We start from the raw sequence: 14,785 nt of genomic DNA, 5'->3' as shown, positions 1-14,785 counted from the left end.
GATGTCACATTGTTGACATCCGACTTTTTTATCTAGCATACTATCGAGTTCATCGAATGAGGTTGCTGATTCATCGAAATAAATAAAAGTGGGAGTGTCTGCTTTATATTTTCGTGTTGTCAAAGAGGTCAAGTCCCCCTTTGCTATTATTTTTTAATATTCCCTTTAAAATCAATTATATGAAATCTAAATTAAATTTACTTGTTTGTTCTTTAATGTTATTTGCTCTAAACTTTCAGGGCGTTAAGCTAAATGCGCAATGCGCTGCAAGTAGTTCCACATCAACAATTTCAGGGACTACTATGAGCTTTCCAACAAGCCCCACTTATTTATACAACAATAACAGCGCCACAAGCCCCATAACTACTCCCATCGATGGACTTACATTTACTACCACCAAAGTGCATACATCGGGCACAGGAGGTATTAAATGGACCTCTGGCCTTGATCTTAATCTTGAAAGTCTTTCTAATGGAACAACTGGAGGAAACACATACAGAGGTGAAACGATTACATTTAATAAACCGTATGAAAAATTTTATTTATATATAGGGAATTTTGCTATGTCTAGCGGCGGAAGCGAAGAAGCTGTAATAACAGCTTACGATATAAATGGTAATCCCGTTCGATATACCTCTTTTACACCTGATGCCGGTTCTTATGCCGCAGCTACTCGTGTAACAAATTCAGGCACTAATAACGCAACCACAAAAATTGATGGAGGAAACAATCCAAGCGATCCAGGAACTGCAAGAGTAACTTTTTATTTTGAAGCAGCCATTAGTAAGATTACTCTTTCGGTTAGGAACACAGCCCCTGATAGAAATGGCTCAGGCTTTGTTAGGTTCCGTGGAGGATGTGCGGTTGCGACATCATTACCGGTTAATTTCGGAAATGTTATAGCAGAGATCAAAGGAAACGCCTTAAATGTTAACTGGCAAACATTAACTGAAAAAAGTAATGATCATTTTGAAATAGAAGTATCGAAAGATGGAAAAAGCTGGAGCAAGGCGGGCAGCAATATCAGCAGCAAGGCGGCTGAAGGCAATTCAGACCTAAGCATTCAATATGAGCAAAGCATTCCGTTAAGCGGCATGGCAGTAATGGGTGCATCTATATTCTTATTAAGCATGGGTATGATGTTCCGCCGAAACAAATGGTTAGGATCTGTATTAATGATCGTAGGCATGAGTGCTGTATTATACGGCTGCACGAAGAACGATAACGATATTTCTGCAACGGCGGAAAAAGTATATGTACGCATCAAGCAGGTAGATAAGGATGGCACAGCAAGCTATTCAAAAGTAGTAACAGCTGTGGTAAAATAAATAGCTATATATTATTTAGATCGGATGTCATATTGTTGGCATCCGATTTTTTTATCATAAAATAGAGTTCATCGAAAGAGGTTTCTGCTTCATCGAAAAATCATATAGGGTTATCGAATTTATTGATAATCGGCCTGAATTTTTGATTCCTTTGTAGGAAGATAACAACAGAATGCTATATACTACCTGTGTTTTGGCATACCAATTAAAACAACTGAAAATAAAAAAAATATGAAAAAGCTCAATGTACTTTTTATATCCCTGTTCCTGCTTTTAGGATCTTTATTCTTTAATATATCATATACTATGGCGCAGGGATGTACAACCACATCCTGCGGCGGTGTACTGGGAGGCAAGGCTGCCGGAGATGATTTAGATGGCGACGGCGTGTGCAACGATAAGGATGTAGACGATGATAATGACGGTATTCCTGATAATATAGAGCAAAGCTGTACTGATACAGGACAGCCTTTATATAAAGATTATCGCCCTGGCGTTTGGACTAATAAAGGTAGTGATAGCTATATTAATTATGTTGCTTCCGCAGGTACCTATATGGCTGGGTATAAAGATAATGGGGGTACTGAGACGCTTACATTTACGCTTACAGATTTAAAACCTAATGAAACAAATACTTTAAAATTTCGTTACCAGTCATTACATCCTCAAAATCCAAATGCTAATAGCGTTGTATTATATGTTGATAATGTTCCAAAACATAGTTTTACAACAACACATGGTCAAACTAATCCTCCTTCGCTTACAGTAGATCATGGCTATAAAACAATATCTTTTACACCATCAGGTTCAGGTACAACAGCAACTGTAAAAATAACCTGGACTACACCTAACAATACTCTGGCTGGTAGTGATGGGTGGCTTGGTGAGTTTCAGGCTAATGGGGCTACGATCGTCAACTGTACTGGTATTGATACGGACGGCGACGGTGTTTTCAACCATCAGGATTTAGATAGCGACAATGATGGTATTGCAGATGTTTATGAGTCTGGCTGTACGCCACCCAGCGGTACCGCTGTAACTGATTGCCGGTTGCCGTCTCCCAATTGGGGTACAGGTTGTCCTGATGGTCGGGCAAATTTAACTTGTTCTTCGCCTGTTAATACAGACGGGACTGGCCTTCCTGATTATTTGGATTTAGATAGTGACGATGACGGATGTTCTGATGCGGTAGAAGTTGGAACGAGCGGAAGTGGTTACACCGTTAATACTACAGCGTTTGCGGTAACTGCCAGCCAGGTAGATACAAACGGCCGTACAGGTGCATCATGTGCTGCTCCAACTAATACTAACTGGACAAATGCTTCCGTTAAATCTACCGCTTGCGGAGCCTTACCTGTTAGTTTTAATAATGTTAGCGCTTATATCCAAAGCGGAATGTTGCGTGTAAACTGGGCAACAGCAACTGAACAAGGGTGTGATCATTTCGAAATAGAAGTATCGAAAGATGGTAAAAATTGGAAGAAAGCCAGTGACAACATCAGCAGCAAGGCTGACGGCGGTAATTCAGATATAGGTCTTCAATATGAGCAAAGCATTCCGTTAGGTGGCATGGCAGTAATGGGGGTGTCTATATTTTTATTAAGCATGGGTATGATGTTCCGTAGAAACAAATGGTTGGGAGCTATGCTGGTTGTAATCGGCATAAGTGCTATGTTGTATGGCTGTTCTAAAAGCAGCGAAGAAATGGACGCAAATCAGTATGAGAAATTATTTGTACGTATTAAACAGGTAAATAGTGATAAAGAAATTAGCTACTCACAAGTAGTAACGGCAGTAGCAAAATAAACAGTGTTGACTAATGGTTTAATTGGTACGGGCAAAGTTTAGGCTTTGCCCTTTTGTTTTTTGCGCTCTATTATGAAATTAACAAGCCCTTGTTTTGTCCGGTTTGAATCTCGATTTCATTGCTTCCTCGCAATAGTTTGTTAATTTAGCGCACTTAAAATTTTGACAAAGCAGATATGATTACAATAACTTTCCCCGATGGGGCAAAAAAGAATTTGAGGCAGGAGTTACTGCATTGGATATCGCGAAATCAATTTCAGAAGGTCTTGCGCGTAAAGTAATTGCCGCAAATGTGAATGGAGAAGTGTGGGATGCTTTGCGACCCATACAAACTGATGCGAAATTAATATTGCTTACCTGGAACGATACGGACGGTAAAAAAGCCTTCTGGCATTCTTCGGCTCACCTGATGGCGGAAGCTGTGGAAACACAATTCCCCGGCGTTAAATTCTGGGTTGGGCCTGCTTTAGACTCAGGTGGGTTTTATTACGATATGGACCTGGGAGATAGAAAACTTTCTGAAGATGATTTAGCGACTTTGGAAAAGAAAATGAACGAATTGGCCAAAACCAATAGTGCGTATATCCGCAAGGAAATGCCTAAAGCCGAAGCTATTCAATATTTTTCTGATAAAGGTGACGAATATAAACTGGATCTTTTGGGGAACTTGAATGACGGGGAAATAACATTCTACACGCAGGGAAATTTTACCGACCTGTGCCGTGGGCCACATATTCCCAATACCGGCATCATCAAAGCGGTGAAACTAACAAGCGTTGCCGGTGCTTATTGGAAGGGAGATGAAAAAAACAAAATGCTTACCCGTGTTTACGGCATTACTTTTCCTAATCAAAAAGAATTGGATGAGCATCTGGCCATGTTGGAAGAAGCTAAAAAACGCGACCATCGCAAGCTGGGTAAAGAATTAGGCATTTTTACGATGGACGATATGGTGGGACAGGGTTTACCACTTTGGTTGCCTAATGGAACCGTAATTATCGAACAATTAGAAAAGTTAGCAAAAGAAACGGAAGACGACGCAGGTTATAAAAGGGTAGTAACGCCGCATATTGCAAAGGAAAGCATGTATATAACCAGCGGGCATTTACCTTATTATGCAGATAGCATGTATCCGCCGATGGAGTTGGAAGGTGAGAAATATTATCTGAAATCGATGAACTGTCCGCATCATCATAAAATATTTGATGCAGAACCAAAGAGCTATCGCGATCTCCCATATCGAATTGCAGAATATGGAACCTGCTATCGTTATGAACAAAGTGGTGAGCTGTTTGGACTGATGCGTGTGCGTTGCCTGCACATGAATGATGCGCATATTTATTGCACTAAGGAGCAGTTTGCAGATGAATTTCGTGCGGTAAATGAAATGTATCAGAAATACTTTAAAATATTTGGTATTGATAAATACATCATGCGCTTAAGTTTGCACGACCCGGAGAAACTGGGACAAAAATATATTGATGAACCAGAGCTGTGGCTGGAAACGGAAGAACTGGTACGAAATGTATTGATCGAAAGTAATATACCTTATGTGGAAGTAAAAGGCGAAGGCGCTTTTTACGGTCCGAAAATAGATGTTCAGATATGGAGCGCTATCGGCGCGAATTTACCCTTGCAACAAACCAGGTTGATTTTGCGCAGGGACGCAGGTTTAAGCTCAGCTTTACCAATCAAAACAACGAACCTGAAGTGCCGCTTATCATACATCGCGCACCATTGGGTACCCACGAGCGTTTTATAGGTTTTCTGTTAGAGCATTATGCGGGTAAATTTCCTGTATGGTTGTGTCCAATTCAAGTTAAGGTGTTACCGATCAGTGATAAGTATTTACCTTATGCAAAAGAAGTAGAAAAGAAACTAAAGCGTGGCGGAGTGCGCGTTGAGGTAGATGACAGAAATGAAAAGATCGGGAAAAAGATCAGGGACACAGAGTTGTATAAAATTCCTTACATGCTTGTAGTTGGTGAAAAAGAAATGACCGACAATAAAGTAGCGGTACGCAGACAGGGAAAAGGCGATGCTGGTGTTACAAGCGTAGATGATTTTTTACATAGCATTTTGAAAGAAATAGAAGAAAAAACTGATAACTAAACCCATCATTACCCGGAGCTTAAAGTTCCGGTTTTTTTTTAGCTCCAAGCTCATCTCTAGTGGGGTTTCAATATTAGATATCATACGGTTCTCAACCGTTCTTCTTCAAGATCTATCTGGTATAATTGCCGGCGTATATAACCTTCGTGAATGTTGGGATCTTTATTTATTTCAGCCAAAAATTGCCGTTGATTTTCCAGCATTTCGAAAAAAATATTTTCGTTTTTTCATTCATCCATTCATCATTGGCCGCCTTTCTTTTTTCTTCCAGATGATGCAAGAACTTTTGCATACCTGCGTGGTCTCCCAACTCATTATCATATTTATTTTTAAGAAACTGATAGGAATGTTCCCGAAGTCTTGTTCTTAAGTTTTGCATCATTGCTTCATCTTCTTTATCATCTTCAAAAAGATATAACAAATTGGTGCGTTTAATAATATATGGAAGTGTAAGGCCTTGAACTAATAAAGTAAGTAATATTACTACGAACGTGATGAACAAAATAAGATTTCGATAAGGAAAAGCTGTGCCATCGTCCAGTGTAACCGGAATCGCTAATGCCGCAGCCAGTGATACAACTCCGCGCATACCTGTCCAGCCAAGAATAAGGGGCATCATCCATCTTCGGGCTCTGTTCCTTCCATTGTTCATGCGATGTGCTACACTGGGCCTGAAAATAATAGTTGCTAACATCGCGGTATACGAGCTTATAATTCTGGCTAAGATTAAAATGCCTGTTACCAGCAAACCATAACCTATCGCAGTACTTAAAGGAATACCTTTGGATCGCAAACCTTCAACAATTTCAGGCAGTTCAAGGCCTATCAACAAAAAGATAACACCATTAAGTATATACACAAAACTTTCCCACACACTAAATCCTCTCACTCTGCTGGTGCTATTTAAAAAAGAAGCCGCCTGTTAGCCATAAATAAACCACCACAAACTACTGCTAAAACGCCTGAACTCTGTAACTGTTCTGCTGCCCAATACATGAAGTAAGGTTCAATCAATGTAAGGGCGGTATCGGAAGGAGCATCTGTTGGCAAGCGTTTATGAGCCTGCACAAAAAGCCATCCCAGCAACAATCCAATCCCGGCTCCGCCTATCACCATCCATAAAAAGCTCAGTGTGGCCTCCTGCCAAACAAACTGGCCCGTTCCTACGGCGACTAATGCAAAACGAAAAATAATGAGGGATGAAGCATCATTCAGCAGGCTTTCTCCTTCAAGGATAGCTGAAGTCGATTTTGGAATTTTTACAAATTTCATAATAGCTCCGGTACTTACTGCATCAGGAGGTGACACAATACCACCCAATAAAAAACCGAGCGCGATTGTAAAGCCCGGAATAAAATAATTGGTTACTACTGCTACGGAAAGTGCTGTAAAAAAGACAACCAGAAACGCGAAGCTGCCAATGATTCGCCACCATTTTTTCATTTCTTTAAAAGAAATAGACCAGGATGCATCAAATAATAAAGGCGGAAGAAAGATGAAAAAGATAAGATCAGGATTGATTTTTACCATTGGTAATTTAGGTATGAAACTTATAAGCAATCCTGCAACTACTAACAAAACAGGATAAGCAATTTTAAGCTTGGTAGCCAACATTTCCAACAATACAACAGCTGCCACCATAGCCAGCAAAAAGGGTAATACGCTATGCATTCAAAGGTTTGTTTAAAGATTCTGTTCGAATTGGTTTGAAAGTGAAAATACAAATTTTGCAAACGGAAGCAATAACCTGTTTAAAAATTGATCATTTTAAAGAGACTTCTTTAGAAATAGGATTGCTTCAAAGCGCTGGGAACAGTGCTATTACTAATAACATGCAATAAAATTTCGGATTAGTCTTTATTGTTTATTGTAGCTGCCGGAATGATTAGTGTAAAGGCGCAACCCATGTCAGGTTCACATTCAACGGTTATACTTCCGCCGTTTTTTTCCGCAAACTCTTTACTCAACTTTAAACCCATCCCTGTTCCTTTTTCATTGGAAGTGCCTCTGCTTGATTTGATTGAGGTTTCCAGGAAAAGTTCCTGTATGGTTTCTTCTTTCATTCCTAGTCCATTATCAATAACAGAAAAATGGATAAATGATCCTATTTTTTCTATAACCAGGTCTATCTTTCCACCAGCATAGCTAAATTTTATGGCGTTGGAAATAAGGTTGCGTATAACAATTTTTATGTGATCCGGATCGGCGTCGATCATACTATTTCCTTCGCTGCTGATATTTGTCTGTATATTTTTGTTAACCAGATTATATTGTAAAAGACTAAGTGTATCAGCTATTAAAGGTTCTAAAAAGATCTTCTGCTTTTGTATTTCAATTCCCTGCATTTGGCTGTTGCTCCACTTTAAGAGGTTTTCGAGGCTCCAGTGAAGTTGGTTCAATTGCATAGAAAGTTCTTTCGAGAGTTCCATAAACTCTTCTTTTGTCAGAATATTTTCATTGAACAGATCCAGTGTTGTTTTCAATCCGGCTATTGGGCTTCTTACATCATGTGCTACAATTGAAAATAGCTTTTCCTTTGTGCTGTTCAAAACCTCTAGCTGTCTGTTATTGACCTCCAGTTGCCGCGTTTGTTCAATCAGTTTAATTTGCTGCTGTTGTAATTGCCTGTTCCGGGTTTCGATTTCTACTTGATTATTTCTACTTAATTTTCTAAAATACCAGAAGAATATAACATAGAAAAGAACCCAAACTGTTACGTTGATAGAATAAACTGTTTTTGGAACCGGTGGAAAGAATTGATACATGTCACCCGACCACAGCAAGAAAATAAACACCAGGCAGTTTACAATGTAAATAATTTGTATCGACGGGTTTCTTCTTGAAATGGTCATTACAATGGCAGCAATAATAAGAAGATAGAACTCCATTCCATTATGGTAAAGCAAACCTGTTATTGCAAATACCAAACTCAGAACAATACTTATAATAACATGTCCAAATGCGTAAAGTCGGTTGTAATTCACATACATCAGGGCCGCCATCGAAGCCATGGTAATGACATTTAAAATAGCTAATGGTTTCCTGTCGTGGTTAAAATTGGAAATAAAGAAAACTGTAGAAGATAAAAGGCCGGTAATTCCAATAATATTGGCCATCCTTATTCTGCGTGCTTCTTCAAAGCTTGTTTCGGTAGTAACTCCAACATTAATAAAGTTGTTTACCCAACGCATAAGCTTAGCGTATTTTTTTAAATAGCGTTTTCTCTGCATTATTTATAGGAGCTGAAAATAGTTTAGGTCAAAAGATTTTAAAGGGCACATCTGTAAAATAACATAAAGATATATTAGCTTTGAATACAACCTGTGAAAGGCATTGTGTTGTGTATTTATTATTAAAGAAGATATTTTTTACGTATCAGTTAATAAAAAATAATTAAATGCTCCGCAATATAAATGTAAAAATAACGTCAAAGTCTTTTTGCTTTTAAAACATCGCTTGCCCTGAGAAAAATATTTTTCAACAGATTTGATTTGTGTTTGAACAAACCTGCCGATCCGTTGTTTTGATTGGATCAAACTGAATAACAGGTTGATGTAGACCGGGATCATCGGGTAAATTTTGTTTTTATGAATTTTCTTTTAAAGAAACTAAAGTCCAAAATAATCCTAACATTCGTTAGCGTTTTAAGTTCTTTTTTAGTTACGTCTGCTTATGCCCAAACCAGCGACACATTGCTGCAAAATGCTACGCTTGATGGTATCATTGATTATGCTTTGGCCAATCAGCCAATAGTGAAACAGGCAGAGATTAACCAAGAGATCACCGATCTGCAAATAAAAAATCGCTTAGCAGACTGGTATCCCCAACTTAATTTTAATTATAATTATCAAAGAAATTTCCAGCTACCCGTTAACATTATAGGAGGCAACCAGGTTCGCTTTGGTGTATATAACACGTCAGCAATTCAGCTTACAGCAACGCAAAATATTTTCAATCGCGATGTATTGTTGGCCAGTCAAACAAAGCAGGATGTAAGAGAAGTTGCTTCGAAGCAAACTGAAAATGCCAGGATCAATTTGGTAGCCAATGTCTCTAAAAACTTCTATGATTTATTGGCAACTGAGCAGCAAAGAAAAATTACTGCAGAAAATATTGTTATGTTGGCGCGTAGCCTTAAAGATGCTCGTGCTCGATACGATGTTGGTGTTACTGATAAAACGGATTACCAAAGGGCTACTATCGCATTAAATAATGCCGTTGCTTCCAAAAAAGAAATTGAAGAAGCACTTAAGTCGAAGATAGCCAATTTGAAATACCTTATAAATTATCCTGATGGGAGAGAATTGTCGCTGGAGTATGACAGTACACAACTGGAAGCAGAAATACATCTGGATACATTAGAAACTAGTCAATATACCAACAGGGTAGAATATCAGCAATTACAAGCGCAGCTAAGGTTGCAGCAGGCCAATGTTCGTTATAATAAGTGGAGTTATATTCCGACGCTTTCTGCCAACGGGGCTTATATCAAGAATTTTTTGAATGATGATTTTGCAAAATTGTATAATCAGGGTTTTCCCAACTCTTATGCTGGTTTAACTTTGGGCTTCCCCATCTTTCAAGGAGGAAAAAGAAAGAACAATATAATTATTGCAGAAAAGCAGGTTCAGCAAACCGAACTAGACCTGGTAGATTTTGTAAACCAGGCCAGCAGCGAGTATAAAACGGCCATGGCTCAATACAGGGCAAATATGGCTAATTATCTGGCGTTGAAAGAAAATATGGAGTTGGCTGCCGAAGTGCATAAGATCATAGAACTGCAATATAGGGAAGGGATCAAAACCTATCTTGAACTGATCACAGCACAAACAGATTTACGAGCTGCCCAAATAAACTACTTCAACGCAGTTTATGGATTATTAAGCAGCAAAATCGATGTCAGAAAAGCTGAAGGTGCCATTCAGGTAAACTAAGAAAAACAAAGTCTAAAGTCTAATATCTAAAATCTAAGATCTATCACATGAATATCACAAAGGTGTCCATAGTTCCGGCCTTATTATTAACATTAGTAGCTTGTAAGGGCAAGCAACAGGCTGGTCCGCCAGCTAACGCTCCTGTTCCGGTTGTAGTAGTTCAGGTGTCAGAAAGCGGCAATACTGTTTATTATGATGAGTATCCGGCTACGCTAGTTCCCCTAAATCAATCGGAAGTTAGGCCTCAGGTTACAGGTTATATTACTGGCATACATTTCAAAGACGGTGCTAAGGTTTCTAAAGGGCAGAAATTATATACCATCGATCAGCAAACTTACCAGGCTAATTACCAGGCTGCTCTGGCAGATGTGGCTGTGCAGGAAACCAATCTTATTAAAGCCCAGAAAGATGCAGAACGTTATCATGCCTTAGATAAACAGGATGCTATTGCCAAGCAACAGGTTGATTATGCAGATGCTGCGTTAGCAGCCGCTAAAAAACAGGTAGCTGCAGCAAAAGCCTCGGCAAACGCGGTTCGTGCTAATGTAAATTTTGCAACTATTTATGCACCATTCAGCGGTACTATAGGTATATCGCAGGTTCGTTTAGGAACTTCAGTAGTTGCTGGTCAATCTATATTAAATACAGTTTCTACAGACAATCCAATGGCGGTAGATTTTGTCATCGATCAAAAAGAAATTTATAGATTTTCAAAGTTGCAAAGCGCAAAAAACAATGTTGATTCTACATTTTCATTGGCCTTCGGCGATGATGTATATCCACAGCATGGCAAAATTCAAATTATAGATAGGGCTGTAGATCCTCAAACCGGAGCTATAAAAGTCAGGTTGGTTTTCCCTAATGATAACCAAATGTTGAAAGCCGGTATGAGTGGAACGGTACGCGTTTTAAATTCGGCGTCTTCCCGCTCTGTGCTTATTCCTTATAAAGCTATTGTTGAGCAACTTGGCGACTTCTTTGTATATGCGGTTGGCGACAGCAGTAAAGTATCGCAGCGTAAGGTTACTTTGGGTACGCAGATTGGACCAAATATTTTAATAAAAGAAGGTTTGCAGGCTGGTGAAACAATTGTGGTGGAAGGTGTTCAAAATCTGAGAGAAGGTGCTAAAATCACTACCGACACAACCAAAGCAAAGAAGTAAGTTGACAGATGAGAGTTGACAGATAATGGTGTCTATCTGTCAAATAATTGATACAACAAAACGAAAAAATAAGTTGACAGATGACGGTTGATAGATGACAGCTACTGTCAACTCTCATCTGTCAACTGTCATCTAAAAACACACATGATCGCAGACGTATTTATAAAAAGACCGGTAACAGCAATAGTTGTATCGATCGTTATTGTGTTGGTGGGCATTATTTCCATGCTCACGCTACCTGTCGCTCAATATCCGGACATATCCCCCCCACGGTACAGATATCTGGTAATTTTACTGGTGCTGATGCGCAAACAGTAGAACAAACCACAACCACTGCAATGGAAACGCAGATCAATGGTACGCCAGGCATGACCTACATGACCAGTAATAGTACCAGTAGCGGGCAGAGCAGCATTACTGTAAACTTTGCTGTGGGTACCGATATTAACATCGCAACCCTGGATGTACAAAACCGTGTAAGTGTTGCTGAACCTACTTTGCCAGATGCTGTAAAAAGATTAGGATTGACTGTTCGTAAGCGTAATCCAAGTATTATGATGGCGCTTGCGTTTTATTCTCCTAATGGAACACATGACGCCAATTTTATTGGTAACTATGTAAACTTATATGTAAAAGATGCATTGGCTCGTGTAAAGGGAGTTGGGGATATATTCTCGCGTGCAGATGATTTTAGTATGCGTGTTTGGCTGAACCCTTCTAAAATGGCAGCTTTAGGCATTTCGCCAGCTGAAATAAATGCCGCATTACAGGAGCAGAATCTTCAAGCTGCAGCCGGTACTATTGGTGGTAATCCTCAAAAAGATCAACAGGTTTTTGAATACAGTTTGTTAACTAACAGCCGCATTAATACCCCTCAGCAATTTGAAAACGTTATTGTGCGCACACGCCCTGCTGATGGGAGTGTAGTATATTTAAAAGACGTAGCAAAAGTAGAGTTGGGAAAGTTTGATTACACCGCGAATGCTTTTGTAAGTGGCAAACCATGCTCCTTTCTGTTGATTTATCAGGCACCGGGCGCAAACGCATTAGACACCTATAAAGGTGTTAATGAAGCGCTTGAAAGACTACGCCCTACATTTCCAAAAGACATCGATTTTAAAGTACCATTAGAAACAGCAACTGTAGTACAGGTTTCTATCAACGAAGTAATGCATACGCTTGTAGAGGCTTTGATACTTGTGGTTTTGGTGGTGTTCTTATTTTTGCAAAACTGGCGTGCAACATTAATTCCTGTACTCGCCATTCCGGTATCACTGATTGGAACATTTATATTTTTTAACTTATTAGGTTTCACCATTAATACGCTTACATTATTTGCATTCGTATTAGCCATTGGTATTGTGGTGGATGATGCTATTGTGGTGGTAGAAGCCATTCAGCATAATATAGATAGCAGAGGTATGTCGCCGAAAGACGCTACCATAAAGGCTATGAAAGAAATTTCCGCGCCGGTAATTGCTATTGCACTGATTCTTGCGGCGGTATTTATACCTGTAGGATTTATTCCGGGTATTGTGGGCCGGTTATACCAACAATTTGCTATTACGATCGCTGTATCAGTATTGCTTTCAGCTTTTGTGGCATTGTCTCTCACGCCTGCTTTAAGTATGCTGTTGTTGAAACCTACTGATACTAGTGGTAAAAGTAAAAATGTGCTCGATCGTTTCTTTGATCGCTTCAACAATTGGTTCAATAAAGTTACTTTAGGTTATACAAGAAGTGTAGCAAAATGGATACGGAAAACGCCTTATGTTGTTACACTCTTAATTGTAGTGATTGCAGTCATGATCTTTTTGTTTAAAACAAAAGCAACAGGATTTATTCCTACAGAAGATGAGGGCCGTATGTATGTAACCTACGAATTGCCTGAAGGAACAAGTACCACGCGAAGCATTGAAATGATAAAAACAATTATGAATCGTGTGGAAAGCTTACCTGAAGTAGATGTGGTGGGAGGTCTTGCTGGTTTAAATATTGTAAGCTTCAGCTCGAAATCGAACGTGGGTACCATGTTTGTAAAACTTAAAGAGTGGGATGATCGAAAGGGTGAAGATCATCATGTAAATGCGGTAATCGCTAAAATAATTGAATCTACCAAAGATATAAAAGAAGCGAGGGTAATGCCCATTGCACCACCGGCTATACCAGGTTTGGGCGCTACAGCAGGTTTCTCATTTCAGTTACAGCAAACCGGTTCTACCGATGATGTCAATAAATTTGAACAGGTTGCTAATAATTTTTTACAGACAGTAAATTCACAACCTGCAATTGGAAGGGCATTTACTTTCTTTAATGCCAGAACGCCAAGTTACCAGGTAAATGTTAATAAAGAACTGGCTAAAAAAATGGGCGTAAATGTAGCAGAAGTATATACTACGCTTTCAAACTTTTTAGGTAGTAGTTATGTAAATGATTTCAATATTTATGGACGCAATTTTAGAGTAATGACACAGGCGGATTATCTGTATCGCGGCTCGATAGATAATTTAAAAGACTATTATGTTCGCAATAGCCAGGGCGGCATGGTTCCAATGAATATGCTTATTACAACAAAACTCATAGAAGCGCCGGCTGTTATATCGCACTACAATATTTACCGCTCGGTTGAAATTAATGGTGCTCCAAAAGATGGAGCAAGTAGTGGTGAAGCTATTGACGCATTGAGAGAGGCGGCTAAAACATTGCCTGCTGGTTATGGGTATGAATTTTCGGGCATGAGCCGTGAAGAGATTGCAGCGGGAGATCAGCAGACAACCATTTTCGCAATATCGATCGTATTTGTGTTCTTATTTCTTGCGGCACTTTATGAAAGTTGGTCTGTTCCGTTCTCGGTATTACTGGCTGTTCCGATTGGTGCGTTCGGATCAATTCTGGCATTGACACTTTTGCCTAAATTATCTAATAATATTTACGCTCAAATCGGATTAATTACATTAATTGGTTTGGCCGCCAAAAATGCGATCCTGATTGTAGAATTTGCAAAAGAGCGTGTAGATAAAGGTATGGATGTGGTACAGGCGACTTTGCAGGCTGTCAGGCTTCGTTTAAGGCCGATCATTATGACTTCTCTTGCGTTTATATTAGGTGTCGTTCCGCTAATGATTGCATCCGGTGCTGCTTCCGTTAGTCGCCGTACCATTGGATGGACTGTATTTGGCGGTATGCTTGCTGCCACTTCATTGGCCATCTTTATAGTACCAGTACTTTATGTGCTTATTACAAAGATCAGCTATCGTAAAAAGAAGGCAAAAGCAGCATAAGTCTATCATCTTTAAATAATACATAGCCGGGGCGTTAGCTTCGGCTATTTTTAGTATTTATCAGAGAATATTTTTGAATTTTTGGTAAGATAATTGCCTCAATAAATCTGTTAAAATAAAAATGGTAATACTAAGTTTAATTCCCATCTTTGTGAAAATTT

9 protein-coding genes and 1 pseudogene are annotated in these 14,785 nt (G+C 39.2%); 7 read left to right on the top strand and 3 right to left on the bottom strand.

Annotated features, from left to right (window positions below; translation table 11 throughout):
* The first annotated feature begins 179 nt into the window (after window positions 1–179).
* The 4 genes from MKP09_RS24965 (at window position 180) to MKP09_RS24950 (ending at window position 5,246) form a co-directional block, all read left to right on the top strand.
* Window positions 180–1,328, top strand: a complete 1,149-nt coding sequence (locus MKP09_RS24965; RefSeq protein WP_240833451.1) for a hypothetical protein — start codon at window positions 180–182, stop codon at window positions 1,326–1,328.
* A gap of 231 nt (window positions 1,329–1,559) precedes the next feature.
* Entirely contained in the window at window positions 1,560–3,134 is a 1,575-nt protein-coding gene (locus MKP09_RS24960) for a hypothetical protein (RefSeq protein WP_240833450.1), read from the top strand.
* A 235-nt stretch (window positions 3,135–3,369) separates the two neighbouring features.
* On the top strand, window positions 3,370–4,896 hold the full coding sequence (gene thrS, locus MKP09_RS24955; protein WP_240833449.1) for a threonine--tRNA ligase: 1,527 nt from the start codon (window positions 3,370–3,372) through the stop codon (window positions 4,894–4,896).
* Window positions 4,845–5,246, top strand: coding sequence for a His/Gly/Thr/Pro-type tRNA ligase C-terminal domain-containing protein (locus tag MKP09_RS24950; RefSeq protein ID WP_240833448.1), 402 nt, complete (start codon window positions 4,845–4,847; stop codon window positions 5,244–5,246). The genes thrS and MKP09_RS24950 overlap by 52 nt, the downstream gene beginning before the upstream one ends.
* A gap of 166 nt (window positions 5,247–5,412) precedes the next feature.
* Here MKP09_RS24950 and MKP09_RS27165 read toward each other — a convergent pair whose 3' ends face one another.
* The 3 genes from MKP09_RS27165 to MKP09_RS24940 all read right to left on the bottom strand — a co-directional run bounded on the left by MKP09_RS27165 (window position 5,413) and on the right by MKP09_RS24940 (window position 8,437).
* A complete protein-coding gene (locus tag MKP09_RS27165) occupies window positions 5,413–6,135 on the bottom strand; it encodes a cation:proton antiporter domain-containing protein (RefSeq protein ID WP_317235495.1) in 723 nt (240 codons plus the stop codon).
* Between the two features lie 14 nt (window positions 6,136–6,149).
* Complete coding sequence (locus MKP09_RS27160) at window positions 6,150–6,917, bottom strand: cation:proton antiporter (protein WP_262915720.1); 768 nt, start codon at window positions 6,915–6,917, stop codon at window positions 6,150–6,152.
* A gap of 179 nt (window positions 6,918–7,096) precedes the next feature.
* The gene (locus tag MKP09_RS24940) at window positions 7,097–8,437 is read right to left on the bottom strand and encodes a sensor histidine kinase (RefSeq protein WP_240833447.1); all 1,341 of its coding nucleotides are present in this window, start codon (window positions 8,435–8,437) and stop codon (window positions 7,097–7,099) included.
* Between the two features lie 396 nt (window positions 8,438–8,833).
* On the opposite strand from MKP09_RS24940, the gene MKP09_RS24935 reads away from it, so the two are divergent.
* The 3 genes and pseudogenes from MKP09_RS24935 to MKP09_RS24920 all read left to right on the top strand — a co-directional run bounded on the left by MKP09_RS24935 (window position 8,834) and on the right by MKP09_RS24920 (window position 14,624).
* Window positions 8,834–10,180 carry a TolC family protein gene (locus MKP09_RS24935; RefSeq protein ID WP_240833446.1) on the top strand — a complete coding sequence of 449 codons (1,347 nt, stop codon included), beginning with the start codon at window positions 8,834–8,836 and terminating at the stop codon, window positions 10,178–10,180.
* A 47-nt stretch (window positions 10,181–10,227) separates the two neighbouring features.
* Entirely contained in the window at window positions 10,228–11,343 is a 1,116-nt protein-coding gene (locus MKP09_RS24930; protein ID WP_240833445.1) for an efflux RND transporter periplasmic adaptor subunit, read from the top strand.
* Between the two features lie 144 nt (window positions 11,344–11,487).
* Window positions 11,488–14,624: pseudogene (locus MKP09_RS24920) on the top strand (efflux RND transporter permease subunit).
* Window positions 14,625–14,785: the final 161 nt, after the last annotated feature.

This window comes from Paraniabella ginsengisoli, from assembly GCF_022513635.1.
Classification (GTDB): domain Bacteria; phylum Bacteroidota; class Bacteroidia; order Chitinophagales; family Chitinophagaceae; genus Niabella; species Niabella ginsengisoli.
The sequence above is the reverse complement of the archived record's forward strand: the minus strand, read 5'-3'. Positions and strand labels throughout refer to the sequence as shown.

Excerpts from the sequence above, each read along its gene's own strand:
- MKP09_RS24965 (WP_240833451.1), top strand. The coding sequence starts at position 180 with ATGAAATCTAAATTAAATTTACTTGTTTGTTCTTTAATGTTATTTGCT.
- MKP09_RS27160 (WP_262915720.1), bottom strand. The coding sequence starts at position 6,917 with ATGCATAGCGTATTACCCTTTTTGCTGGCTATGGTGGCAGCTGTTGTA.
- MKP09_RS24960 (WP_240833450.1), top strand. The coding sequence starts at position 1,560 with ATGAAAAAGCTCAATGTACTTTTTATATCCCTGTTCCTGCTTTTAGGA.
- MKP09_RS24935 (WP_240833446.1), top strand. The coding sequence starts at position 8,834 with ATGAATTTTCTTTTAAAGAAACTAAAGTCCAAAATAATCCTAACATTC.
- MKP09_RS24940 (WP_240833447.1), bottom strand. The coding sequence starts at position 8,437 with ATGCGTTGGGTAAACAACTTTATTAATGTTGGAGTTACTACCGAAACA.
- MKP09_RS24930 (WP_240833445.1), top strand. The coding sequence starts at position 10,228 with ATGAATATCACAAAGGTGTCCATAGTTCCGGCCTTATTATTAACATTA.